22 protein-coding genes are annotated in these 23,620 nt (G+C 54.9%); 13 read left to right on the forward strand and 9 right to left on the reverse strand.

What is annotated here, in order from left to right; all coding sequences use genetic code 11:
* Window positions 1–144: 144 nt before the first annotated feature.
* From zwf to kdgA, 3 genes are all read left to right on the forward strand, one after another.
* Window positions 145–1,620 (forward strand): glucose-6-phosphate dehydrogenase, encoded by a 1,476-nt coding sequence (zwf, locus tag VGM55_RS07205; protein ID WP_331635095.1) that lies wholly within the window; start codon window positions 145–147, stop codon window positions 1,618–1,620.
* 256 nt (window positions 1,621–1,876) lie between these two features.
* Window positions 1,877–3,688, forward strand: coding sequence for a phosphogluconate dehydratase (gene edd, locus VGM55_RS07210; RefSeq protein ID WP_154186653.1), 1,812 nt, complete (start codon window positions 1,877–1,879; stop codon window positions 3,686–3,688).
* 59 nt (window positions 3,689–3,747) lie between these two features.
* Window positions 3,748–4,389: a bifunctional 4-hydroxy-2-oxoglutarate aldolase/2-dehydro-3-deoxy-phosphogluconate aldolase gene (gene kdgA, locus VGM55_RS07215; protein ID WP_154186655.1), complete on the forward strand. Its 642-nt coding sequence runs from the start codon at window positions 3,748–3,750 to the stop codon at window positions 4,387–4,389.
* A gap of 68 nt (window positions 4,390–4,457) precedes the next feature.
* Here kdgA and purT read toward each other — a convergent pair whose 3' ends face one another.
* Window positions 4,458–5,636: a formate-dependent phosphoribosylglycinamide formyltransferase gene (gene purT, locus VGM55_RS07220; protein WP_154186657.1), complete on the reverse strand. Its 1,179-nt coding sequence runs from the start codon at window positions 5,634–5,636 to the stop codon at window positions 4,458–4,460.
* A gap of 137 nt (window positions 5,637–5,773) precedes the next feature.
* Between purT and VGM55_RS07225 the strand changes: the two genes are divergently transcribed.
* The 3 genes from VGM55_RS07225 to ptrB all read left to right on the forward strand — a co-directional run bounded on the left by VGM55_RS07225 (window position 5,774) and on the right by ptrB (window position 9,102).
* The gene (locus VGM55_RS07225; protein ID WP_154186659.1) at window positions 5,774–6,124 is read left to right on the forward strand and encodes a YebG family protein; all 351 of its coding nucleotides are present in this window, start codon (window positions 5,774–5,776) and stop codon (window positions 6,122–6,124) included.
* A 118-nt stretch (window positions 6,125–6,242) separates the two neighbouring features.
* Window positions 6,243–6,920, forward strand: coding sequence for a tellurite resistance TerB family protein (locus tag VGM55_RS07230; protein WP_154186661.1), 678 nt, complete (start codon window positions 6,243–6,245; stop codon window positions 6,918–6,920).
* 124 nt (window positions 6,921–7,044) lie between these two features.
* Window positions 7,045–9,102: an oligopeptidase B gene (gene ptrB, locus VGM55_RS07235; RefSeq protein WP_331635121.1), complete on the forward strand. Its 2,058-nt coding sequence runs from the start codon at window positions 7,045–7,047 to the stop codon at window positions 9,100–9,102.
* Here the strand turns inward: ptrB and exoX are convergent.
* The 3 genes from exoX to VGM55_RS07250 form a co-directional block, all read right to left on the reverse strand.
* A complete protein-coding gene (exoX, locus tag VGM55_RS07240; RefSeq protein ID WP_038481862.1) occupies window positions 9,099–9,770 on the reverse strand; it encodes an exodeoxyribonuclease X in 672 nt (223 codons plus the stop codon). The two genes, ptrB and exoX, sit on opposite strands and share 4 nt — an antisense overlap.
* A 29-nt stretch (window positions 9,771–9,799) precedes the next feature.
* Window positions 9,800–10,528 carry a carbon-nitrogen hydrolase family protein gene (locus VGM55_RS07245; protein WP_154186663.1) on the reverse strand — a complete coding sequence of 243 codons (729 nt, stop codon included), beginning with the start codon at window positions 10,526–10,528 and terminating at the stop codon, window positions 9,800–9,802.
* A 130-nt stretch (window positions 10,529–10,658) separates the two neighbouring features.
* The gene (locus VGM55_RS07250; RefSeq protein ID WP_154186920.1) at window positions 10,659–10,889 is read right to left on the reverse strand and encodes a DNA polymerase III subunit theta; all 231 of its coding nucleotides are present in this window, start codon (window positions 10,887–10,889) and stop codon (window positions 10,659–10,661) included.
* 141 nt (window positions 10,890–11,030) lie between these two features.
* Between VGM55_RS07250 and yobA the strand changes: the two genes are divergently transcribed.
* The 6 genes from yobA (at window position 11,031) to VGM55_RS07280 (ending at window position 16,751) form a co-directional block, all read left to right on the forward strand.
* A complete protein-coding gene (gene yobA, locus VGM55_RS07255; protein WP_331635096.1) occupies window positions 11,031–11,405 on the forward strand; it encodes a CopC domain-containing protein YobA in 375 nt (124 codons plus the stop codon).
* A gap of 5 nt (window positions 11,406–11,410) precedes the next feature.
* Window positions 11,411–12,286, forward strand: coding sequence for a copper homeostasis membrane protein CopD (gene copD / locus VGM55_RS07260; RefSeq protein WP_331635097.1), 876 nt, complete (start codon window positions 11,411–11,413; stop codon window positions 12,284–12,286).
* 29 nt (window positions 12,287–12,315) lie between these two features.
* On the forward strand, window positions 12,316–12,660 hold the full coding sequence (locus VGM55_RS07265) for a YebY family protein (protein WP_154186667.1): 345 nt from the start codon (window positions 12,316–12,318) through the stop codon (window positions 12,658–12,660).
* Between the two features lie 543 nt (window positions 12,661–13,203).
* Window positions 13,204–14,700 carry a SulP family inorganic anion transporter gene (locus VGM55_RS07270; protein WP_154186669.1) on the forward strand — a complete coding sequence of 499 codons (1,497 nt, stop codon included), beginning with the start codon at window positions 13,204–13,206 and terminating at the stop codon, window positions 14,698–14,700.
* A 255-nt stretch (window positions 14,701–14,955) separates the two neighbouring features.
* Entirely contained in the window at window positions 14,956–16,203 is a 1,248-nt protein-coding gene (locus VGM55_RS07275) for an MFS transporter (protein ID WP_154186671.1), read from the forward strand.
* Window positions 16,204–16,220: 17 nt separating this feature from the next.
* Window positions 16,221–16,751, forward strand: a complete 531-nt coding sequence (locus VGM55_RS07280; RefSeq protein WP_154186673.1) for a GNAT family N-acetyltransferase — start codon at window positions 16,221–16,223, stop codon at window positions 16,749–16,751.
* A 16-nt stretch (window positions 16,752–16,767) separates the two neighbouring features.
* Here VGM55_RS07280 and VGM55_RS07285 read toward each other — a convergent pair whose 3' ends face one another.
* The 5 genes from VGM55_RS07285 to yebS form a co-directional block, all read right to left on the reverse strand.
* On the reverse strand, window positions 16,768–16,959 hold the full coding sequence (locus tag VGM55_RS07285) for a YebW family protein (protein WP_154186675.1): 192 nt from the start codon (window positions 16,957–16,959) through the stop codon (window positions 16,768–16,770).
* Window positions 16,960–17,201: 242 nt separating this feature from the next.
* The gene (locus VGM55_RS07290; protein WP_038482028.1) at window positions 17,202–17,441 is read right to left on the reverse strand and encodes a YebV family protein; all 240 of its coding nucleotides are present in this window, start codon (window positions 17,439–17,441) and stop codon (window positions 17,202–17,204) included.
* Between the two features lie 105 nt (window positions 17,442–17,546).
* Window positions 17,547–18,995 carry a 16S rRNA (cytosine(1407)-C(5))-methyltransferase RsmF gene (gene rsmF, locus VGM55_RS07295; RefSeq protein ID WP_331635098.1) on the reverse strand — a complete coding sequence of 483 codons (1,449 nt, stop codon included), beginning with the start codon at window positions 18,993–18,995 and terminating at the stop codon, window positions 17,547–17,549.
* Between the two features lie 79 nt (window positions 18,996–19,074).
* Window positions 19,075–21,708, reverse strand: coding sequence for a PqiB family protein (locus tag VGM55_RS07300; RefSeq protein WP_154186679.1), 2,634 nt, complete (start codon window positions 21,706–21,708; stop codon window positions 19,075–19,077).
* A complete protein-coding gene (gene yebS, locus VGM55_RS07305) occupies window positions 21,677–22,921 on the reverse strand; it encodes a membrane integrity lipid transport subunit YebS (RefSeq protein ID WP_414648215.1) in 1,245 nt (414 codons plus the stop codon). The genes VGM55_RS07300 and yebS overlap by 32 nt, the downstream gene beginning before the upstream one ends.
* Before the next feature lie 146 nt (window positions 22,922–23,067).
* Between yebS and VGM55_RS07310 the strand changes: the two genes are divergently transcribed.
* Window positions 23,068–23,556 carry a GAF domain-containing protein gene (locus VGM55_RS07310; RefSeq protein WP_331635100.1) on the forward strand — a complete coding sequence of 163 codons (489 nt, stop codon included), beginning with the start codon at window positions 23,068–23,070 and terminating at the stop codon, window positions 23,554–23,556.
* Window positions 23,557–23,620 lie beyond the last annotated feature (64 nt).

Below are 23,620 nucleotides of genomic sequence, written 5' to 3' on the forward strand. Positions count from 1 at the left end.
ATCAAACCGGGGTTAACGGTTGTCGTCAATTCAGCAAAAGCAGTACATTGCAGCGTAATAAAATTACAAGACTTGCCTGGCTTAATGCTATCTGTGCCCTCCGGGGTCGGTAACAGCCGGGATATCCGAAACGAGGAGACAAACATGGCGGTAACGCAAACAGCCCAGGCGTGCGATCTGGTCATTTTCGGTGCAAAAGGCGACCTGGCGCGCCGGAAACTGTTGCCATCCCTGTATCAGCTGGAAAAAGCGGGTCAAATCCACCCGGAAACCCGAATTCTTGGTGTTGGCCGTGCGGAGTGGGATAAAGAGGCGTACACCAAAGTGGTACGCGAAGCCCTCGAAACCTTCATGAAAGAGAAGATTGACGAGAGCCTGTGGGACAAACTGAGCGGTCGTCTGGATTTCTGTAACCTCGACGTTAACGATACCTCCGCGTTCACCAAGCTGGGGAAAATGCTCGATCAGCAGAATCGCGTAACCATAAACTACTTCGCGATGCCGCCAAGCACCTTCGGCGCCATCTGCAAAGGGTTGGGTAAAGCAAAGCTGAACGCCAAACCCGCGCGTGTCGTGATGGAAAAGCCGCTTGGTACCTCCCTTGAAACCTCCCAGGAGATCAATGACCAGGTCGGTGAGTTCTTCGAAGAGTGTCAGGTATACCGTATCGACCACTACCTGGGCAAAGAAACCGTTCTTAACCTACTGGCTCTGCGTTTTGCGAACTCCCTGTTTGCCAACAACTGGGATAACCGCACTATCGACCACGTAGAAATTACCGTGGCCGAAGAAGTGGGGATTGAAGGCCGTTGGGGTTACTTCGATCAGGCCGGGCAGATGCGCGACATGATCCAGAACCACCTGCTGCAAATTCTCTGCATGATTGCCATGTCTCCGCCGTCCGATCTGACCGCAGACCATATCCGTGATGAGAAAGTGAAGGTACTGCAGTCGCTGCGCCGCATTGACCGTACCAACGTGCGTGATAAAACCGTGCGTGGCCAGTACATCGCAGGCTTTGCTCAGGGCAAAAAAGTGCCGGGCTACCTGGAAGAAGAGGGCGCTAATAAAGCCAGCGCGACCGAAACCTTCGTGGCGATTCGTGTGGATATTGATAACTGGCGCTGGGCGGGCGTACCGTTCTACCTGCGTACCGGTAAACGCTTGCCAACCAAATGTTCAGAAGTCGTGGTTTACTTCAAAAATCCTGCGCTGAATCTGTTTAAAGATTCCTGGCAGGAGCTGCCGCAGAACAAGCTGACCATCCGTCTTCAGCCGGATGAGGGCGTGGATATTCAGATCCTGAATAAAGTGCCGGGCCTGGAGCATAAGCATAACCTGCAAACCACCAAGCTGGATCTGAGCTACTCCGAGACCTTCAACGAGTCTCATCTGGCAGATGCCTATGAACGCCTGCTGCTGGAAACCATGCGGGGCATTCAGGCGCTGTTCGTTCGTCGCGATGAAGTTGAAGAGGCGTGGAAATGGGTCGACTCCATCACCGAAGCCTGGGCTGCGGATAACGACGCCCCGAAACCTTATCAGGCAGGGACCTGGGGGCCGGTAGCTTCCGTGGCAATGATTACCCGTGACGGGCACTCGTGGAACGAATTTGAGTAACACGGGAGAACGTTGTCGGTAAACAGGTGATAACAAATCCGTCTTTATTTTACCGGTAACATGATCTAACACAGAAGTGGCATAGTTTTTTATGAATAAAAGCCCCGCGTGGATTCACCCGCGGGGCTTTTTTATTTACACTAGCTGAAGCGATTTTGCTCCCGAGGTCAAGGTTAACGGGTTGTGAGGGTATTATCACCCACTCCGGACATGACTAAGAGAAAACGGGAGAACAGCCACTTTCTGAGGAATTTTTATGAATCCAAATTTGTTACGGGTAACATCGCGTATTATCGAACGCTCTCGCCCAACGCGTGAAGCCTATCTGGCACGTATTGAAAAGGCCAGGAGTAAGACCGTTCACCGCTCGGAGCTCGCCTGCGGTAATCTGGCGCATGGTTTTGCTGCCTGCCAGCCGGACGATAAGGCGGCGCTGAAAAGCATGTTGCGTAACAATATTGCGATCATCACGTCCTACAACGACATGCTGTCTGCCCATCAGCCGTATGAACATTACCCTGAACAGATTCGTAAAGCGCTGCACGCCGTGGGCGCGGTAGGGCAGGTTGCAGGCGGGGTACCTGCGATGTGTGACGGGGTAACCCAAGGGCAGGATGGTATGGAACTGTCGTTGCTGAGCCGCGAAATCATTGCCATGTCTACCGCTATTGGTCTATCTCATAACATGTTTGACGGCGCGCTCTACCTCGGCGTGTGCGACAAAATTGTTCCGGGGCTGACGATGGCCGCGCTGTCCTTTGGGCATCTACCGGCGGTCTTTGTGCCATCGGGCCCGATGGCCAGTGGTTTACCTAACAAAGAAAAAGTTCGCATTCGCCAGCTTTATGCTGAAGGTAAAGTAGACCGGCTCGCGCTGCTGGAAGCGGAAGCCGCTTCTTATCATGCGCCGGGAACCTGCACCTTTTACGGTACGGCGAATACTAACCAGATGGTTGTTGAGTTTATGGGTATGCAGCTGCCGGGATCTTCGTTTGTCCAGCCAGACGCTGAACTGCGCTATGCGCTGACGGATGCCGCGGCGCGTCAGGTGACCCGCTTGACCGGCAACGGAAACGAATGGATGCCGATAGGGAAAATGATTGACGAGAAAGTCGTGGTAAACGGCATCGTCGCGCTGCTGGCAACCGGGGGCTCCACTAACCACACCATGCACCTTGTCGCAATGGCTCGTGCCGCCGGGATCATCATTAACTGGGACGACTTCTCCGACATCTCCGAGATAGTGCCGCTGCTGGCGCGCTTATACCCGAACGGCCCGGCGGATATTAATCATTTCCAGGCGGCGGGTGGCGTACCGGTACTGATGCGTGAACTGCTGAAAGGCGGGCTGCTGCATGAAGACGTCAATACCGTTGCTGGTTTTGGCCTGCATCATTACACCATGGAACCGTGGCTGGATAACGGCCAGCTGGCATGGCGTCAAGGTGCCAGCCAGCCGCTGGATGGTGACGTGATTGCCACCATGGAAAAACCGTTCTCCCGCCACGGCGGAACGAAAGTGCTTAGCGGAAACCTGGGGCGTGCGGTGATGAAAACCTCTGCTGTTCCGGCTGAGAATCAGGTGATTGAAGCCCCTGCTGTTATCTTCGAAAGCCAGCACGACGTATTACCTGCCTTTGAAGCAGGTAAACTCGACCGCGACTGCGTGGTTGTGGTACGCCACCAGGGGCCAAAAGCCAACGGCATGCCAGAATTGCATAAACTTATGCCGCCGCTTGGAGTATTATTGGACCGCTGTTTCAAAATTGCTCTGGTGACAGATGGAAGACTATCCGGCGCCTCAGGTAAGGTGCCTTCTGCAATCCATGTTACCCCGGAAGCGTATGACGGCGGGCTGCTGGCGAAAGTGCAGGATGGCGACATTATTCGCGTCAACGGCCAGACCGGCGAGCTAACGTTGCTTGTCGATGAAGCCGTACTTGCGGCGCGCACTGCTTATCACCCGGATCTCAGCGCCGAGCGCACAGGAACCGGACGCGAGCTATTCGGCGCATTGCGCGAACAGCTTTCGGGCGCTGAACAAGGCGCAACCTGCATTAAATTTTAAGCCCGCGACGGGTATATGCCCCGCGGAAAACAGATTAAAAGTGGCTAAGAGGCACTCAGATGAAAAATTGGAAAACAACAGCAGAACAGATCCTGAAAACTGGCCCGGTCGTTCCGGTTATCGTCGTTAACAAGCTGGAACATGCGGTGCCGATGGCAAAAGCGCTGGTAGCCGGTGGCGTGCGCGTGCTCGAAGTAACGCTGCGTACCGCCTGTGCCATCGACGCGATTCGCGCGATTGCGAAAGAAGTGCCTGAAGCCATTATCGGTGCGGGTACAGTACTGAACCCACAGCAGCTGGCAGAAGTGACTGAAGCCGGCGCGCAGTTCGCTATCAGCCCGGGCTTGACCGAGCCGCTGCTGAAAGCCGCCACTGAAGGGAGCATCCCACTGATCCCGGGCATCAGCACCGTATCTGAACTGATGCTGGGCATGGACTACGGTCTGAAAGAGTTTAAATTCTTCCCGGCGGAAGCTAACGGCGGCACCAAAGCATTGCAGGCGATTGCTGGCCCGTTCTCTCAGGTGCGTTTCTGCCCAACCGGCGGTATCTCCCCGGCTAACTACCGTGACTACCTGGCGCTGAAAAGCGTGCTGTGCATCGGCGGCTCCTGGCTGGTACCGGCCGATGCGCTGGAAACCGGGGACTACGACCGCATCACTAAGCTTGCCCGTGAAGCCATTGAAGGCGCGAAGCTGTAAGGCATTCAAAAGCCCCGTCTGTTCACGGGGCTGAATGAGTGAATAGCCCTTAATCGAGGGCTATTTTTTTAGCCTTCGACTTTCACCTGCGCAGCAGACACGACGGCTCTTGCGACAGCGTCATCAACGTTGCTTCCCGTTGCCAGCGCCACACCCATGCGACGTTTACCCGCAATTTCCGGCTTGCCAAACAGGCGAACCTGTAAGCCGCCGCCTAGCGCACCGGCGACATTGTTGAACGTGACATTATCGCTTTGCAATTCAGGCAGGATCACCGCCGATGCGGCCGGGCCGTACTGGCGAATCTCACCGATTGGCAGGCCGAGGAAGGCGCGAACATGCAGGGCAAACTCAGAAAGATCCTGCGAAATCAACGTCACCATGCCGGTATCGTGTGGGCGAGGAGAGACTTCGCTGAAAATAACGTCATCGCCACAGACAAACAGCTCAACGCCAAACAGGCCATGCCCCCCCAGGGCGGTAACCACCTTCTCAGCAATCTCTTTTGATCTTGCCAGGGCGATGTCGCTCATCTGCTGAGGCTGCCAGGACTCACGGTAGTCACCCTCTTCCTGACGATGGCCGATTGGCGCACAGAAATGCACCCCATCTATGGCATTGATGGTCAGTAGGGTAATTTCAAAATCAAAATTGACCACGCCTTCAACAATAACCCGGCCTTTACCGGCACGCCCGCCAAGCTGCGCGTATTCCCACGCGTTTGGCAACTGGTCGGCGGTGCGAATAAAGCTCTGGCCTTTGCCGGATGAGCTCATCACCGGTTTGACGATACAAGGCAAGCCAATCTCCTGTACGGCCTGCTGGAAAGCCTCTTCACTATCCGCAAAGCGGTAGGCGGAGGTTGGCAGTTGAAGCTCTTCTGCCGCGAGTCGGCGGATCCCTTCGCGGTTCATCGTCAGCTTTGTTGCGCGCGCACACGGCACCACGCGTTGTCCCTGCGCTTCCAGCTCCAGCAGAGCGTCGGTAGCAATAGCTTCAATTTCAGGAACGATAAAATCAGGCATTTCGGCCGCAACCAGCGCTTTTAACGCCGCAGCGTCCAGCATGTTGATAACATGGCTGCGGTGTGCGACGTGCATCGCGGGCGCATTCGCGTAGCGGTCGACGGCGATAACTTCTACTCCGAGGCGCTGACACTCAATAGCCACTTCTTTACCCAATTCACCGGAACCCAGCAGCATGACTCGCGTAGCTGCCGGGCGCAGAGCTGTTCCCAACGTTGACATGTGATTTAGCCTTAACAGAGAAAAAAAGACCGCGGCAGTATAAACGAAAACGTTTGCGTTGGCAGCGGCTTTACGGCTTGTGTGATAAAATGAATGGCGATATACTGGATAAATAAACAGGTAAACGGAGCTGCAAAATGGCGGTCGAGATTAAATATGTTGTAGTGAGAGAGGGACAAGAAAAAATGGCCTTTGCCAGTAAAAAGGACGCTGACGCTTACGACAAAATGCTGGATCTGGCTGAAGTGCTTGGCGAATGGCTGCAGCAAAGCCCGCTAGCGCTTGATGAAGGGCAGAGCGATACCCTGGCGATGTGGATGGCTGAAAACAAGGATCTGCTGGCGGGCGTCCTGAAAAATGGCAAATTGCCGGCGCCGGAGTTGACCGAATCTGAGCCACAAACAGAGGCCCCTGTGGCTGAGCAAACGGCTGTGGCGGAAGACAACGTAAGCGAACATCCCGGGCGTAAACGTACTAAAGCGGCATAACCGCGCTGCCTGCGCCGGGCTACCGGCGCGATTCTTTTCCCATCTTTAGCGCCGTCCGACATTTCTTGACGTCCCGTGGCCTACTCTCGACGCGTTAAGCCAATAAAAGGTGGTCGTCATGAATAACTGGTTACAGCAGCTTCAGTCGTTACTGGGGCAATCTACCTCCTCCCCACAATCTTCGCAGCCGGCGGCCGGTACTGGCCCGGAAGGGCTTAGCAAACTTCTGGTGCCGGGAGCGCTGGGCGGATTAGCCGGGTTACTGCTGGCAAGCAAATCCTCGCGCAAACTGTTAACAAAATACGGCACCAGCGCCTTATTGGTTGGCGGCGGGGCCGTCGCCGGTAGTGTGCTTTGGAACAAATACAAAGACCGGGTTCGCCAGAGCCAGCCAGCCGCTTCGGGCTACGGTCAGCAACACTCGTCGGTAGATGTTCGTACCGAGCGATTGATTACCGCGCTGGTATTTGCCGCCAAAAGCGACGGTCATATTGATGCCAAAGAACGTCAGTTTATCGAACAGCAGTTGCGTGAAGTGGGCATCGAGGGCGAAGGTAAAGCGCTAATTGAGCGGGCGATCGATAGGCCCCTGGATCCTCAACTGCTTGCGCAGGATGTAAAAAATGAGGAAGAAGCGCTGGAGCTTTATTACCTAAGCTGTACCGCTATCGATATCGATCACTTCATGGAACGCAGCTACCTGAGCGCTCTTGGCGATGCGCTGAACATTCCACAGGATGTGAGAGTCGGCATCGAGCAGGATATTCAACAGCAAAAACAATCGCTCCCGGTTTAATCATCCTGTACCGCTACTATGCCGGGGATCTCCCGGCATTTTCTTTTTATCCTTCACGTTCCGCTTGCAAGCTTGGCTGAATTTGCCACCCTTACAGGGTGTTAAACGGAAAATGAAGAAAGTGATGCCGCCAAAAGCCAAAAAGATCCCCCACGCTATGACGCTTCATGGCGATACCCGCACGGACAACTACTACTGGCTGCGAGATGACGAACGCGCCGATCCTGACGTACTGGAATACCTTCACCAGGAAAATGACTACGGTAAAAGGATCATGGAGAGCCAACGTGCTTTGCAGGACCAACTGCTAAAAGAGATGATCGCCCGTATTCCGCCTCATGATGTTTCCGCGCCCTATGTTAAGAATGGCTTTCGCTACCGTCAGGTCTATGAGAAAGGCGATGAATACGCCGTTTACCAGCGGCAATCGGTCATTCAGGAGGAGTGGGACGCCTGGGAGGTTTTGCTGGATGCTAACAAACGTGCCGCCCACAGCGAGTTCTATACCATGGGCGGGTTATCTGTCTCGCCGGATAACGCCGTTATGGCGCTGGCGGAGGATTATCTCTCTCGCCGTCAGTTCGGTATTCGCCTGCGTAATTTAACCACCGGGAACTGGTATCCGGAGTTGCTGGATAATGTCTCAAGTAGTTTTGTTTGGGCAAATGACTCCGCAACGCTTTACTACGTTCGGAAACACCCTAAAACCCTGCTGCCTTATCAGGTCTGGCGCCATACGCTTGGCCACCCGGTTACGAGGGATCGGCTGGTATATGAGGAGAAAGATGACGCTTTCTATGTCAGCGTACATAAAACGACCTCACAGCATTTTATTGTTATCCATCTCGCCAGCGCGACCACCACTGAAGCTTTGCTGTTAGATGCGGAGCTTGCAGATGCCGAGCCACAGGTATTTGTGCCTCGGCGTAAAGATCATGAATACACGCTCGATCATTACCAGCACGGATTCTACATTCGCTCTAACAAAGACGGCAAAAATTTTGGTTTGTTCCGCAGTACGGTTCGCGATGAGAAACAGTGGGAAACGCTGATTGCTGCGCGGGAGCAGGTCATGCTCGAGGACTTCACGCTGTTTCGCGACTGGCTGGTGATTGAAGAGAGGCAGCAGGGGTTAACCAGCCTGCGCCAGATTAATCGCCATACGCACGAGTCCACCGGCATTGCTTTTGATGACCCGGCTTATGTCACCTGGCTTGGCTACAATCCCGAGCCTGAGACTTCTCATCTGCGCTATGGCTACTCCTCAATGACCACGCCGGATACGCTTTTTGAGCTGGATATGGATACCGGTGAACGCAAGGTTATCAAGCAAACCGGGGTGGCCGGTTTTGACGCCAGCAACTACCGCAGCGAACATCTCTGGATTACGGCGCGGGATGGTGTGCAGGTGCCGGTTTCGCTGGTTTACCACCGCAAGCATTTCCGCCGGGGGAAAAGTCCGCTGCTGGTCTATGGCTATGGTTCATATGGTAGCAGCATGGATGCGGATTTCAGCAGCAGCCGTCTTAGCCTGCTGGATCGAGGGTTTGTGTATGCCATTGCCCACGTGCGCGGCGGCGGAGAGCTGGGGCAGCAATGGTACGAAGACGGTAAGTACCTGAAAAAAATGAATACCTTTAACGACTATCTGGACGTCTGCGACGAGCTGCTTAAGCAGGGATATGGCGACCCGAAATTACTTTATGGTATGGGGGGAAGTGCGGGCGGAATGTTGATGGGGGCGGCAATCAATCTGCGCCCTGAGTTATTCCATGGCGTGGTGGCTCAGGTGCCGTTTGTTGATGTCGTGACGACTATGCTGGATGAGTCGATCCCGCTGACAACCGGTGAATTTGAAGAGTGGGGCAATCCTCAGGACGAAGAGTATTATTACTACATGAAGCAATACAGTCCTTACGACCAGGTTCACGAGCAAGCCTATCCCCATCTACTGGTCACTACCGGCCTGCATGATTCACAGGTGCAGTACTGGGAGCCTGCGAAATGGGTAGCCAAATTGCGCGACTATAAACGAGATGACTCTCTGCTGTTGCTGTGTACCGATATGGATTCGGGGCATGGAGGGAAATCGGGGCGATTCAAGGCTTATGAAGGCGTGGCGCTTGAGTTTGCATTCCTGATAGCCCTGGCGCAGGGAACGTTGCCAGGGCGAGTACATTAATCTGCCGCGTTGGCCGCCAGATAATGCTTTAAGGTCATACGAAGGTCCGGCGTTAGCTCCTTGATGTTGTTGAGCATCCAGCGTAGATAACCCGGATCGTCCTCGGCGATTTCCGCGATAGGCTTGCCCCGGTATTTACCAAACATCATCGTGGTCACCAGCGCAGGACGGCCGGTGATCGTGACCATCTCCTCCGGGGTCCAGCCCGACACGTCCATAATTCTCAACAGCAGGGCCGCGGTGATATAGCAGTCGAACAAGGCGCGGTGATGATGAAGTCCGGCGGGCGTGTCCACGTGCAGCTTCAGTGACTTATACAAACCCATGTTGCTGTATTTGATGCCCGGCCACAGGCGGCGCGCCAGCTTCACGGTACAAATCCAGTCACCCTGCATTTCTGGCAGCATGCGGCTGTCAAAGCTTGCGTTGTGCGCAACATAATAACGGCTCCCGTGATAACGAGGGATCACGTCTTCAATCCAGGGTTTATCGGCCACCATTTCTTCGGTAATTTTATGGATGGCCATCGCCTGATGGCTAATCGGGCGGTCAGGGCGAACAAGATCGCTCATCGGGTTCACAATCTGGCCGTCGAGGATATCGACCGACGCCACTTCCACCACGCCACCCTGCAATCCACAGGTTTCCGTATCAATAATGCGCAGCATTTTGGGCTCCGTTAACAGACTTCAGGCGACTAGCGTAAAGGAATGACCTCGCCGTGCCAACCTCTCTCGTCCCGACGACCAATCGCCAGTAGTTCACCCTGATCGGCTCTGACAACCAGCTGGCCGAGATTATCCCAGCAGGCGCTGCGGCCAGCGGAACGCGGTTCCGTGCCTGACCAGGCGTGGTTGGCCTGCAAAATGGTTAACCCGTACTTATGTGCCCAACGTTGCATGTACATTTCATCCTGCTGATAACTTAGTTCAGTCATGGCCGCGCCTGTGGCATAGAGGTCGGCGCCAATTTCCGCCGCGCTCCTTGGCCAGGCCTCATCGTGACTCCAGGCACTGACGGCGAGGGCGATATTACGAGAGCGTTGTCCTAAAAGCGGGGTGACGGGGGGCTGAGCGTCAATGGGATTATCCTCCGGGGGACGTTTACAGCAAGCGATACGCGACCCATCCGGCAGAAAGCCAACCATACCCGTCACGCAGCGTTCCTCTCCACCCAGCGGCAGGCCCACTATCACGGTCATATGATAGCGGTTAGCGGCATCTCGCAGGGGATCGAACAGCATATCGGTGAACGCTGGGGGGTTGGCATCAGGGCGTAAACCGCTTAATGAGAGCTCGGGGAAAACCAGAAGATCGATTTCTTCTACGGCAGCACAATATATGAAATCAAGATGATGAGCGATGTTAGCCCGGTAATCACCGGAAACGACACCGTATTGCGCAGCGGCAACATTCCAGCGTGGCATATGTTCTTCCTTAATCCATTCATCCAACGATTGCATCCTGCGATCGTTACGGATGAGCCAAAGCTTGTGGTCAACTGAACAAGGAAGAGAGTAGCATCACTTTTGCAATAGTGTGAAAATTCTTAATTTTTTATTTTTGCTTCGGTTCGTACGGCAGACGCGAGAGATTTACCGAGGCCAGGCGATAGGCGATGAGTCTTTCACGAAACCAGCCACGAAGGTGCTCCGGCTGTTCCCGTTCCACCACTTCGGCCACGATGGGCATGTTATAGCGCTCTTTAAACGCAACCCCGGCAGCAGCGAGATCGACGTTAATTTTGTCCATTTCTTCTTGGGGTAAATCGGCGAGATTGTAGCTCATCATATCCTCCTGCAAAGTCAGCGCAGACGTTACTGTTTTGCGGGGCGGATGACAAGCAACAATAGCTTATCCCGTCTCGACTTGATACCGGAGCGGGGTTATCCTTTCCGCCTTAGCACATAACAAAAAGGAATAGTTAATATGGCGTTCATCTCTTCCCGCATCGCAACCGTGGCAGCATTTGTCGCTGCTATGGCCGTTTCTCCAGCCGTTTTCGCTCACGCCCACCTGAAGCAGCAGTCCCCGGCGGCAGATTCTGCCGTGACCGCTTCCCCGCAGGCGCTGACCCTGAGCTTCTCCGAAGGCGTTGAGCCTGGCTTCAGCGGCGTGACCGTCACGGGGCCGCAGAAATCAGCGGTGAAGACCGGGAAAGTGAAGGTTGCCGGTGCCGACAACAAACAGCTGATTGTGCCGGTAGAAGAGGCCTTAAAGCCGGGTGACTATTCTGTTGACTGGCATGTCGTGTCGGTAGACGGGCACAAAACCAAGGGTAACTATCACTTCTCCGTGAAGTAAGCGCCGTGCTGTCGGCGTTTTACATCGCGCTGCGTTTTGTCCATTTCACCGCATTGATGGTGCTGCTTGGCAGCGCGATCTGCTGTTCGCTGCTGGCGCCGCAACGTTTTAAACCCGTTCTGGTTCGTCGACTCCGCGCGCAGTGGCGGCCTGCCGTTTGGCTATCGCTGGTCAGCGCTTGCCTGCTGTTTATGGCCCAGGCCGGGCTAATGGGCGACGGCTGGCGCGACGTGATTTCCCCGGACGTATGGCAGGCTGTACTGTCCACACGCTTTGGATCCGTCTGGATATGGCAGCTGTTGCTGGCCGTGGTGACGCTGGCGGTGGTGCTTATTGGGCCACGCGCGATGCAGGGATTACTGATGCTCTTTGCTGCAGCTCAGCTGATTGTTCTCGCCGGAGTAGGGCACGCCGCGATGCATGACGGTGCGCTCGGCACATTCCAGCGTATTAACCATGCCATTCACCTGTTGAGCGCAGCCTGGTGGGTTGGCGGCCTGCTGCCGCTCCTGGTTTGTATGCATATGGCGCATAAGCCGCGCTGGCGTGGTCCGGCGATTACGGCGATGATGCGTTTCTCGCGCTATGGGCACCTTGCCGTGGCTGCGGTGCTGGTGACCGGCGTTGTCAACAGCCTGTTGATCCTCGGCTGGTCTCTGCCGCTGGAAAGCGGCTATTTCCGTTTGCTGGTGCTGAAAGTCGCGCTGGTGCTTGTCATGGTGGTTTTGGCGCTGGTTAATCGTTATTTGCTGGTGCCACGTTTTGATTCTGCAGAGGCCGGGGCGCAGCGGCGCTTTATTCAGTTCACCTGGCTGGAAGTGATTTTATCGGTAGCGGTACTGCTGCTTGTCAGTACATTCGCCACCTGGGAGCCGTTCTGACGGCAACAAACTGGTTATATGAGAGACTCATGAAAAAGAGTATTTTGACTTTACTGCTGCTGGCCTGTGCTGGCTCTGCACTTGCTGCCCCGCAAATTATTACCGTCAGTCGCTTTGAGGTGGGTAAAGACAAATGGGCGTTCAACCGCGAAGAGGTGATGTTGAGCTGCCGTGCAGGCGATGCGTTATTCGCCATTAACCCAAGTACGCTGATGCAGTATCCGCTAAATGCTATTGCCGAGCAGCAGGTGAAGAGCGGCAAGACAAGCGGGCAGCCAATTAGCGTGATTCAGGTCGACGACCCGCAGCATCCGGGGCAGAAGATGAGCCTCGAACCTTTCATTGAGCGTGCGCAAAAACTGTGCGATGAGTAAAAGCTACACAATTTTTTGCCATAAAAAAACAGCAATAGCCTCAACAGGATATTGCTGTTTTTGCATAAAAAGTCACCTGAAACGCGGCTTTTTTCTGACCACTTTTGCTGCGGACTGGAAAACCTGCGTCGGTAATCTATTCTTAAGAGGCAGGGCGACTTAGCCTGCATTAATGCCAACTTTTAGCGCACGGCTCTCTCCCAAGAGCCATTTCCCTGGACCGAATACAGGAATCGTGTTCGGTCTTTTTTTTGCACGGGAACCGGCGAGCCCGCCTGGGCGTGAAGCGTTTCCCATAACGCTTTGGCTCTACCAGTGCGCTAAAACCATATCACACCTTGATGGCTTGCCGTCCAGCGTTTTTTGCGGAAATTGTTAATTATTTGTTGCGCAAACATGCGGTGTCGCGCGGACATCTCACCGTAGCTGGTGATACAGATCACAAAAATTCGCATCACACCTGCGACAACGCTACAATTCCGGCCTTGCTGACTGCGTTCCCTGAGAGACGCAGCACCCATGACAATAAGCCTGCATCCCACTATGACAAATCAAACCGAGCTTGCCGCTCAACATGCTCACGAGAATAGCCTGCGCGCCGTGCTCCGTTCCCCCCGGCTTATCCAGCGAGAAGTGCTTGCCGGGGTTGTGACCGCGCTGGCGCTGATCCCCGAAGTTATTTCCTTTTCCCTGATTGCCGGCGTCGATCCGAAAGTCAGCCTGATAGCCTCTATCGTGCTTTGCTTTGCCATGTCGATTTTGGGCGGCCGTCCCGCAATGGTTACCGCCGCAGCCGGATCGGTGGCGTTGGTGATTGGGCCGATGGTCCACCAGTACGGCATCGGCTATATCCTGCCCGCGGTGGTACTGGCCGGGGGGATCCAGATCCTGTTCGGCGTGACCGGGCTGGCGCGCATGATGCGTTACATACCGCTTTCAGTGATGACCGGGTTTGTTAACGCCCTGGGCATACTTATTTTCTTCGCTCAGGTGCCTCATGTCTGGGGGCAATCACCGCGGGTTTGGGGGCTGTTTGCCGTGACGCTTGGCGTCGTACTGCTGCTGCCGAGGGTGTTGAAATCAGTACCTTCACCGCTGGTGGCTATCGTGCTGGTGACCGGCCTGAGTGCTGCAATGGGCTGGACGCTGCCTACGGTCGGCGACAGCGGGCCAATGAAGGCAGGGTTGCCGGGATTAACGGCGCTGCAGGTGCCGCTGAACCTTGAGACGCTGCGCATTATCTGGCCCTGCGCCCTGAGCATTGCTTTTGTCGGGCTAATGGAATCGCTGTTGACCGCAAAGCTGGTGGATGACCTGACCGATACGCCATCCAGCAAACGCCGTGAATGCTGGGGGCTTGGCGTTTCCAATATCTTCGCCGGTTTTTATGGCGGTATCGCCGGCTGCGCGATGATCGGGCAAACCATCGTCAACGTCGAGCTGGGAAGAGGGCGTACGCGGCTTTCGACGGTGGCGGCTGCTCTGGTGTTATTGCTATTGGTGACCGCGTTGAGCGAGGTGATGGCCAAAATCCCAATGGTGGTGCTCGCCGGGATCATGATGATTGTGGCGGTGAAAACGCTGAATTGGCACAGCATCTCGCCCCGCACGCTGCGCCGGATGCCGCTTCCGGAAACGTTAGTGATGCTCGTTACCGTTGCCGTAACGGTCTATACCGATAACCTGGCGCTTGGCGTGCTGGGCGGCGTTATTTTCGCGATGATGCTGTTTGCTCGCCGTATTGCCCACGTTGTACGTGCTGAGCGTCAGCTTTCGGCGGATGGTCGCACTGTGACTTATGCGGTGCGTGGTCCGTTATTCTTTGCCAGCAGCAACGATCTGGTGGAGCATTTTCATTATGCCGACGATCCGCCGCGGGTGATTATCGATCTCACCTATGCGCAAATTTGGGACGCCTCCACCGTTGCCGTACTGGACGCCATTGAAACGCGCTATCAGCGCTACCAGGCAGACGTTGAGATTGTTGGCCTGGATACCCACAGCGCGGATTTCCATCAACGCCTGAGCGGCAAACTTTAGTCTTTTTTCCGGCAGCGTTCGGCTGCCGGCTACTCCCCATATCTCTCAGCATGAAATGCCGCTTTTTGAGCGCGCGGTCACAATTTCCCACTACTTTTATCTGTCTGACTGACGGTTTAAATTACAAGCTGGGGAAATAAACATTTTCGCAACATTTCCATTGCCAGCCATAACGGAATAACTTATTACTATTTAACCGCTTAGTGATATTAAGCGGCCCCGCCTCCACTATAACGATAAATAACAGGACACTTTATGACGACAAACGATGCCGTCCGTGAGGACGCTGCGCGCGGTTTTTGGCCGACGGTCAAAACCTTCCCGGCGACGGTAATTGCGCTACTGTTTTTCACCCTGGTCATCCGCTTCAGCTACTTTATGGCCTGGCCGTTTATGACGGTGATCATGACCCGTAATTACCATCTCTCGCCGATCTCCGTTGGGGTGGCGATGACCAGCAGCGCGCTTTTAGCCGTAGTGCTGGGGATGTATGGCGGGCAGCTGTCGGATAAATTAGGCCGCCGTGGCGTATTAGCCCTGGGCTGTGCTCTGTCTTTCGTGGGATATGCGCTACTCGGGCTGGCGACAGGAATGACGTTGTTTATCATTGGGCTAATGATCGTTGGCGTCTGTTTTGCGTGGGTTGAGCCGCCAACGCGTGCCCTGATGAGCGACTTACTGGGTGACCGCCGTCGCCGCGCCCTGGCGCTGCAAATTCGTTACTATCTGGTGAACGTCGCAGCGGTTACCGGGCCGGTGGTCGGTATTGCTTTTGGGCTGACGTCGCAAAAGGGGACGTTCGTGATAACCGCCATCAGTTATTTGCCGTTGCTGGTTTATACCTTACTGTTTATTCCTGCCGGGAAGTTGGTGGCAAATGGAAGCGAACATAAATCCGCAGTGAGATTGCGCGACGTTATGCTGATTATCGCGCGCGATAAACTGTTTGTAGCGGCGATGTTATGCAGCACATTATGCGCAGTCGTCTTTGTTCATTATGAGTCCGTGGTCCCGCTTTATTTACTGACGCTGAACGCCGAAGCCGCGGTGAAACTGATTACGCTGATTCTGGTGTCGAACGCCTGTACGGTATTGATAGCCCAGCTGTTCCTGGTTCGTTTTCTGTCGCAGGTTAGCCTGCCTAACCGTATTTTGCTGGGTGGCGCTATTTTTGCGATTTCACAGCTTCTGTTCTGGTCCGTGCGGACGCCGGATGCGTTGCTCTGGGTGAGCGTCACGATTATTTTCAGCATCGGTGAGGCGATTTTGATGCCAAACCTGAATATTCTGCTGGATCAGCTGGCGCCGGATGAGCACCGGGGAGCTTATCTTGGGGCCTCTACGCTGACCACGCTGGGCGTTGCCCTGGGGCCACTGATTGGCGGCGTAATGCTGACCCTGACGGGGGCCGGCGTCTTTTTGGGAACCATGCTGTTTAGCCTGCTGCTGTGCGCTATTATCTACGCCTGCAAATCCGGCCTAAAACAACGGTTACAAGAGTAAAACTGAGCGGAGTTAAGATGGTTACTGAAGCACCACGCCTTGAAACGGAACGTCTCGTTCTGCGCCACTTCACGCTGAACGACTACGATGCGCTGGTCGCCTGCTGGGCCGATCCGGAAATGGTCAAATTTATCGGCGGCGGGAAGCCGCAGGACGGCGAGATGAGTTGGGGACGGCTGATGCGCTACATCGGTCACTGGCAGGCGCTGGGCTATGGCTACTGGGCTTTATTTGAGAAACAGAGCGAGCGATTTGTCGGTTCGTTCGGTTTCCAGGACGCTAAACGCAGCCTCACGCCAGCGCTGGAGTACCCTGAGGCAGGTTGGTCGCTGATTCCGGCTGTACACGGTAAAGGGTATGCGGCTGAAGCGCTCAATGCGGTTATAGGCTGGGCGGATGAAAACTTCGATGGGCCGGTGTGCTGCATTATCGACGACGATAACCAGCGCTCTATTGGACTGGCAGAGCGCTTTGGTTTTGCTTTCCGTCACTATGTCGAATACCACGGCAAGCAGGTAAGAATGCTGGTACGCCCGCGTAACCGCTAGCTTTAAGGCATCCTGCTCAGAAGTCGCTGTACTGCCGGGCAGGTAGCCAGAACCCGTCGATAAAATCTTCTACCGGATAACACCCGCCGTGGCGCATGCGCTGCTCACTCATTGCGCTCAGGCACCGGTGCTTGCTGGTAAACACCTCAAGCACCAAATCGTCGCAGCCGCCGTCCAGGTAACAAACAAATAAAACCAAAGCAAACATTAGCGCCTCAGAACCGCTTCGTTTGGTTTAAGTGTAGTGGAGCAAAAGGGAGTGGGGGAAATAAATAACCCGTCTCGTGGACGGGAGAGAATACTGACAAGTTCCTTGATTTAAAAATCCTGAACTTTGATCCAACAATAACAATGAATAATATTCTCTGGTTTACTCCAAACAGCTGAAAACCACGTTTTTCGGCTGTTTGTCATCTATGTAACCCGTCTCGTGGACGGGTTCATCTTGAGTTATGCAAGGCGCATCACCCAGGCATCACGGTGCTGGTCGTAATGTTGTAGGTAAAGCACGGAGTGTTCGCCGTCCAGCACGGCGGGAATCGAGGTTTCGTCATCCCAGGCATCAAGCTGCATGCACAGGTCTGGGTCGGACTTGCAGGGGATGCTTAACGTTCGATCCCCCTGTTGTTCACCGTGTAATTCGGCATCGTCAATTTCGAAGATGCCGATCCGGACGTTGGTTTTTGTCATCTTTGGCTCCTTGTTAGCTGCAGCAGGTGGTATGACCAGTAAGTCACTCCATTTTCAGCGTAGTCAAGGCAGCACAAATTGCCAACTTAAAACGTGCTTATTTCTTTACCCAGCCTGCGGTGCGGCGAAAAGCTTGCCGTCACGGACCAGCTCTCTCGGATAGCTGTTCTTCAGGCGTGAGCCCACTTTACGCGCCAGACCAAGCGGCTGACTCTGAAAAGTGACAACAACCTCATCACGTGACGGTGTCACTTCTGGGTAGATATCCCGCCCACGGTACCACTCTTCGGCCTCTGCTTCGCTCAGCGGGAAACAAAGCGAGTTGTCACTTTTTACCAACGCGACCACGGCTTCATGCTGCCAGCGGAAGCCTTTGTTGTGCTGTTCGGCAAGCTTCAGGCCAATACGGGAGAAACGAACTTTGCCGATAAGGGGTTCTATTTCGGTCGGGAACAGCCAGATTTCTTTATCACGCTGCCACAGACGGAGTTCATCGCCCCAGGTAAGACCCGATTTTTCCGCGGCGGCGGTGACTTCTGCCGCCGATTTTCCCTTCATAGGCACGAAGGGGAATTTTCCCACTTTATAGCCGGGAGCTGGAAGCGGCTCGATGGAGGCCGTTTTGCGTAAACGTGCGACGAAAAAGCCTTCACAGTCGTAAATCTGCGGAAAGACGTGCAGGAAACCTTCCGGCGTCAGCGCGCGAGCTGCTTCAGGGAAAAGCTCGTCGAGAGGCGCAATTTCTACCGCGTCCGGCCAGGTATCCAGCAGCCACTGGCAGATTTCCTGATTTTCCTGGCGATTAAGCGTGCAGGTTGAGTAGACCAGGGTGCCGCCTGGGCGCAGAGCGTGAAAAGCGCTTTCGATCAGTTCACGTTGGGTATTGGCTATCTCAGCCGTGCTTTCAGGTGACCAGTTGCGCAGGGCGTCCGGATCTTTACGCAGCACGCCTTCGCCCGAGCAGGGCGCATCCAGCAGAATGGCGTCGAAGGATTCTGGCAAGGCGGCACCAAATACGCGGCCGTCAAAATGGGTAAGTGCCACGTTGCAGATACCGCAACGGCTGATGTTTGCGTGCAGGACTTTCACCCGGCTGGCAGAGTATTCGTTCGCCAGAATTGCGCCAGTATTACCCATACGAGCGGCTATCTGGGTCGTTTTAGAGCCTGGGGCGGCGGCGACGTCCATCACACGCTGCGGCGCATTGCCGTCGGCAAACAGGGCGGCCACGGGCAGCATCGAGCTGGCTTCCTGAATGTAGAACAGGCCGCTCAGGTGCTCGGCCGTACTGCCCAGCGGCAGGGTATCTTCATCATCTCGCTCAATCCAGAAACCTTCTTCACACCACGGCACCGGCGTCAGGCGCCAGTGATAAGGGGCGACGAGCGTGAGAAACTCGGCCACGGAGATCTTCAGCGTGTTGACGCGCAGGCTGCGGCGCAGCGGCAGCTGGCAGTATTCGATAAAGCTTTCCAGCGTCTGGTCTGCGGGAAGCGCATCGCGAATAGCGTCGAGGAAAGGTTGCGGAAGATAAACGGCAGTAGATTGAGCCATGAAAAACGCCCCTGGAAAAATTAAGGGGCGCAGTTTAACACGGAATTGCCCGGGCGGCGCACCGCTCCGGGCTTGAGGGCTAGCGTGGCAGGGCGGTTCCCCACTGGCGCCACTCTTTCGGCTCGCTTTCCAGCAGCAGGAAGTGTTTGCCCGTTTCGGCCTTCGGCGAGAGCGGGATCCCCGGTGGGGTGGCAAACGCAATGCCGCCGCGAATAAACTGGTTAAAGGTCCCGGTTTTGACCACGCCGCCGGTTAAGCCAAAGTCCAGGCTGTAGCCGGAAGCCAGCCAGAATACCGAACTCTCACGCACCAGATGCTGGTAACGCTTGCTGATGCGCAGGCCAACCATTACGCGATCTGAGAGGTTGCCAAGCGTCATGCCGGTCACCGTACCAACTTCAATCCCTCGGAACAGCACCGGCGTGCCGATGCTCAGAGAACCGGCTTCCGGCACCTCGAGCACGATGTTCAGGCCGTCGGAATAACGGGAGTCGGTGATTGACGCCTCCTGTAGCTCGAAATCACGGCGTGGGTTGCCGTTGCCTGGCTCAACGTTGATGTAAGGCTGGAAAATCGTATCAAGATGATCGACGCCCGCCGCCGAGATTTGCGGCGTCACAACGGAGAAGCGGGTGCCGCCCCGTGCAAAGGTGGAAACATATTCCGGGTACAGGACCGCCTTCGCCTCAACTTCGTTACGCGATTGCGTCAGGTTCAGCGATTCAAGCTGACCAATATCGATACCCAGATAGCGGATTGGCATGCCTGCTGAAAGCTTCCCGGCATCAAACGTGTGCAGCGTTATCTGGCTGCCTACCGCCCGCGCTGCGGTTTCTGAAGCATAAAGTACGCGTTTTTCGCCTTTCACCTGACCCACGCTTGCGCCTGTCATATTGTCAAAGCTGATGGCACCTTTCAGGGCACGAGAAAGCGGAGAAGCCTGAACGGTAAGCCCGCTGCCGTTAAGCTGCACGCGCGCACCGCCTTCAGCCCAGAACACGGTGTTTGGCGTCAGAAGCTTGCGGTATTCCGGCTTGATATGGACATCAATATCAAAGTTATTGGCGCGAGGGCGAATGGAGATAATTTCCCCCACCTGGAATTTGCGGTACAGCACCACGGAGCCTGTTTGAATATCGGGCAGGCTGGAGGCGGTAAGCGTTAACGTAGTGGTCGGAATGTCGCTCAGGCTGTTTTCAATGGCTTTTTCCATGTTGGCGTAAAGCGGATAGCTGCTTTTCATCTCGCCTTTGCTGCCCGGTAGCACGCGGATGCCGCCGTTTACCCATTCGCTGGCGCTGGCGCCAAGGAACTCTACGCCGTCCATACCAAGCTTCACGTCAATGCGGCTGTTAACGACAAACTTGCTGTCGCCCTGCAGCAGGTGGCGATACTGCGGGTCAATGGCAACGGAGAAGGTGACCCCCTTCGCCGAGAGATTGCGTTCCACCACCTGGCCGATTTGTATTCCGTGCAGAATGATGGGCTGCCCGGCGTCGATGCCGTAGCTCTCCGGCGCGCTCAGGGAAAGCGTTAACACGTTAGGTTGCTGCAGCGGCGTTTTGTCGCTTGGCACTACGGTAAATTTAGCCTGCGGCTCGCCCTCGCCTGGAACGAGCTCAAAAGTGCTGCCCGTCAGCAGGCTACTGATGCTCGGATTATCGAGCGAGATTTTAGGGCTGCGTAGCTCGATACGCGTTCCGCTGCGCATCAGGCTAACAACGCCTGGATCAACGGTCATTTCACCGGTTACCGCCCCACCGGGATTCAGGTTCAACTTGGTCAGAGAGCCGACTTCCAGCCCCTGATACATCAGTTTCGTCGACCCTGCCTTCAGGCCATCACCGCTTGGGAGATCGAGATTAATGATGACGCCACGCTGGCTGTGGGCCAGGTCTTCATACAGACCAAACTCATCATCGGCTTTCGCTGGCTCAGAGTTGTCAGGGGAGTCAAAAGCGATGGCTCCGTTCACTAACGCTGCCAGGCTTTCAAGCTGAACTTTGGCCCCGCTCAGGCCTACATCCGCCTTAACGCCGGATACGTTCCAGAAGCGGCTGCCTTTTTTCACCAGGTTCGTGAAGCGACGATCGATAAGTACGTCGACGGTAACGCCCTGTTTGTTCTGGTTGATGGCGTAGTCATATACGCGGCCAACCGGAATTTTACGGAAATAGACCAGCGAACCGCTGTTCAGCGAACCCAGGTCTGGTGCATGCAGGTGAATCATTAGTTCACCGTTATCAAGCCGATATTTAGGCTGGGTATCGAGCGCGGTGAAGTGGTCGCGCGGCTCGCCTTTACCCGGCATCATGCCGATATAGTTACCGCCAACCAGCGCATCAAGCCCTGACACCCCGGCAAGCGAAGCCTTTGGCGTAACCAGCCAGAACTGCGTGTCTTCACGCAAAGCGTCCTTCATGTCGCTTTTGATGCTGACTTTGACTTCAATTTTACGCAGGTCATCGCTCAGGCTAATGTTCTGCACGGTACCGACTTCAACCCCCTGGTAGCGCACGGGCGTGCGGCCGGCAACGATACCGTCGGCAGAGATAAAGTCGATGGTAACGGTGTTGCCCCGCTCCTGATAAGTCGTCCAGATCAGCCAGCCGGCGATCAGCAACGCAATAATAGGTAACAACCAGAAAGGAGAGATCCGGCGTTTCGTTTTAATTCGCGCCTCAGTCGGTGAAGCGGGCGTTTCCTGACTCATGTGCGTCCCAAAGTAGTCGGCTATCCAGCCATTCGACGGCAAGAATAGTTAATATAACCGCCGCGCCAAAAAATACCGCGGCGGGCCCCATCGTAAAAGCTAACAGCTGGTCACGGTTAACCAGTGACATCATCAATGCAATGACAAACAGATCGAGCATAGACCAGCGGCCAATCCAGGTGACAAAGCGCAGCAGCAAAATACGGGTTCTTAGTCCCTGCTGGCATTTGAAATGAATACTGATAAGCAGCGTAATCAATACAATAACTTTAGTAAACGGCACCAGGATACTGGCAATGAATACCACGGCGGCAACGGCAATGTTGCTGTGTGCGAGAGAGATAATGCCCGACATAATGGTGTCTTCTTGCCGTGCGCCATTCACGTAAATAATAGAAATAGGCAGCAGGTTAGCCGGGAGCAGGAACACCAGCGAGGCAATCAGCGCCGCCCAGGATTTTTGTAAGCTTTGCTTACGGCGATGGTGCAGCGGTACATGGCAACGTGGGCAGCGGCCCCGATCGTCGGGAACACCGGTGAAATGACAGCCCAGGCAAACCCGCAGCTGCGCGTTGAAGGCGCGCGGAGGGCGCTGTGGATAAAAACGTTCCCACAGCTGCTCAATATTGAGATGGATCATGGTCAACAGGCTCAGAACCACCAGCGCAATAAAGGCGACGAGGCCCGGGCCTGGCTGTATAAAGGCATACTCCCGGACTTTGATGCAGGCCACGCCGATACCCACCAGGTAGATATCCAGCATTACCCATTCTTTGAGCTTATCCAGCATCAGCAGCACCGGGCGCAGATTCATACCGAGAATATTGCCAAAATAGAGGTAAGCAATCGCCGCGACCAGCGTCGCAGGAGCCCCTACAACGCAGAAAAGCACCACTGCGGCAGTAAGCACATCCCCCTGGCTTGCCATCTGCCAAATCCCTTGCATGACGTTGGCGTCAATACGCGAGCCGAGCAGGTAAATCCTCAGTAAGGGATCGGCGAAGGCGACCGGCATCAGTAGCAGCATCGCAATAGCCATCGCCCCCAGGCGCGTTAGTGACCAGTCGCGGCCATGGTGTACCCTGGCCTCACAACAAGGGCAATAGGCACTTTGTGTTGATTTGACCGGCGGCAGCGAGAAAAGGGTATCGCATTGGGGACAACGCTGATAACGTGCCTGGGGCAGGACCTGACTGATGGCGTGTATTTTCATGGTGCGTCGTAAGCCGGGAGCGTTGTTATCTGAATTATTCATTTAGCCTATCGTAATTCATAAAATGATACACCTTGTGGCACAGCGCATTTAATGCTTATTTTAGTATGCTACGAAGTAAAGTAAGACAACATGACGGTTATTTAATGAACAAAGAACAATTTTACGCGGATCTAAACCGCGATTTTAGTGCGTTAATGGCAGGTGAAACCAGCTTCCTTGCAACACTCGCGAATACCAGTGCTTTGTTGTTTGAACGCCTGGACGGTGTTAACTGGGCGGGATTCTACCTCCTTGAGGCACAGACGCTAGTGCTGGGACCCTTCCAGGGCAAAATCGCGTGCGTGCGTATCCCCGTGGGCAAAGGCGTATGCGGTACGGCTGTCGCCACCGCGTCAGTTCAGCGTGTCGAAGATGTACATGCCTTTGACGGCCACATCGCCTGCGATGCGGCGAGTAATTCTGAAATTGTGCTGCCGTTAGCGGTAAATGGCCAGGTTATCGGCGTGCTTGATATTGACAGCACCGAGTACGGTCGTTTTTCAGAAGAAGACGAAATCGGTTTAAAAACCCTGGTTTCGCGGCTTTCAGAGGTGCTTGGCGGCACTGATTTTAAAAAATTCTTCCCTCGATAGCATGATAAGCAACGGATAACGTGGCATTTAGCGATGGCGTCATTATAATGTCGCCTGTTCATGC

The organism is Cedecea sp. (assembly GCF_036500665.1).
Lineage (GTDB): Bacteria > Pseudomonadota > Gammaproteobacteria > Enterobacterales > Enterobacteriaceae > Cedecea.

Coding starts and splice junctions, on each gene's coding strand:
- purT (WP_154186657.1), bottom strand. CDS start 5,636: ATGTCAACGTTGGGAACAGCTCTGCGCCCGGCAGCTACGCGAGTCATG.
- rsmF (WP_331635098.1), bottom strand. CDS start 18,995: ATGGCTCAATCTACTGCCGTTTATCTTCCGCAACCTTTCCTCGACGCT.
- VGM55_RS07225 (WP_154186659.1), top strand. CDS start 5,774: ATGGCGGTCGAGATTAAATATGTTGTAGTGAGAGAGGGACAAGAAAAA.
- exoX (WP_038481862.1), bottom strand. CDS start 9,770: ATGCTGCGCATTATTGATACGGAAACCTGTGGATTGCAGGGTGGCGTG.
- VGM55_RS07250 (WP_154186920.1), bottom strand. CDS start 10,889: ATGAGCTACAATCTCGCCGATTTACCCCAAGAAGAAATGGACAAAATT.
- VGM55_RS07275 (WP_154186671.1), top strand. CDS start 14,956: ATGACGACAAACGATGCCGTCCGTGAGGACGCTGCGCGCGGTTTTTGG.
- VGM55_RS07270 (WP_154186669.1), top strand. CDS start 13,204: ATGACAAATCAAACCGAGCTTGCCGCTCAACATGCTCACGAGAATAGC.
- VGM55_RS07290 (WP_038482028.1), bottom strand. CDS start 17,441: ATGACAAAAACCAACGTCCGGATCGGCATCTTCGAAATTGACGATGCC.
- VGM55_RS07265 (WP_154186667.1), top strand. CDS start 12,316: ATGAAAAAGAGTATTTTGACTTTACTGCTGCTGGCCTGTGCTGGCTCT.
- VGM55_RS07230 (WP_154186661.1), top strand. CDS start 6,243: ATGAATAACTGGTTACAGCAGCTTCAGTCGTTACTGGGGCAATCTACC.
- VGM55_RS07280 (WP_154186673.1), top strand. CDS start 16,221: ATGGTTACTGAAGCACCACGCCTTGAAACGGAACGTCTCGTTCTGCGC.
- zwf (WP_331635095.1), top strand. CDS start 145: ATGGCGGTAACGCAAACAGCCCAGGCGTGCGATCTGGTCATTTTCGGT.
- edd (WP_154186653.1), top strand. CDS start 1,877: ATGAATCCAAATTTGTTACGGGTAACATCGCGTATTATCGAACGCTCT.
- yebS (WP_414648215.1), bottom strand. CDS start 22,921: ATGAAAATACACGCCATCAGTCAGGTCCTGCCCCAGGCACGTTATCAG.
- yobA (WP_331635096.1), top strand. CDS start 11,031: ATGGCGTTCATCTCTTCCCGCATCGCAACCGTGGCAGCATTTGTCGCT.
- VGM55_RS07300 (WP_154186679.1), bottom strand. CDS start 21,708: ATGAGTCAGGAAACGCCCGCTTCACCGACTGAGGCGCGAATTAAAACG.
- kdgA (WP_154186655.1), top strand. CDS start 3,748: ATGAAAAATTGGAAAACAACAGCAGAACAGATCCTGAAAACTGGCCCG.
- VGM55_RS07285 (WP_154186675.1), bottom strand. CDS start 16,959: ATGTTTGCTTTGGTTTTATTTGTTTGTTACCTGGACGGCGGCTGCGAC.
- VGM55_RS07245 (WP_154186663.1), bottom strand. CDS start 10,528: ATGCCACGCTGGAATGTTGCCGCTGCGCAATACGGTGTCGTTTCCGGT.
- ptrB (WP_331635121.1), top strand. CDS start 7,045: ATGCCGCCAAAAGCCAAAAAGATCCCCCACGCTATGACGCTTCATGGC.
- VGM55_RS07310 (WP_331635100.1), top strand. CDS start 23,068: ATGAACAAAGAACAATTTTACGCGGATCTAAACCGCGATTTTAGTGCG.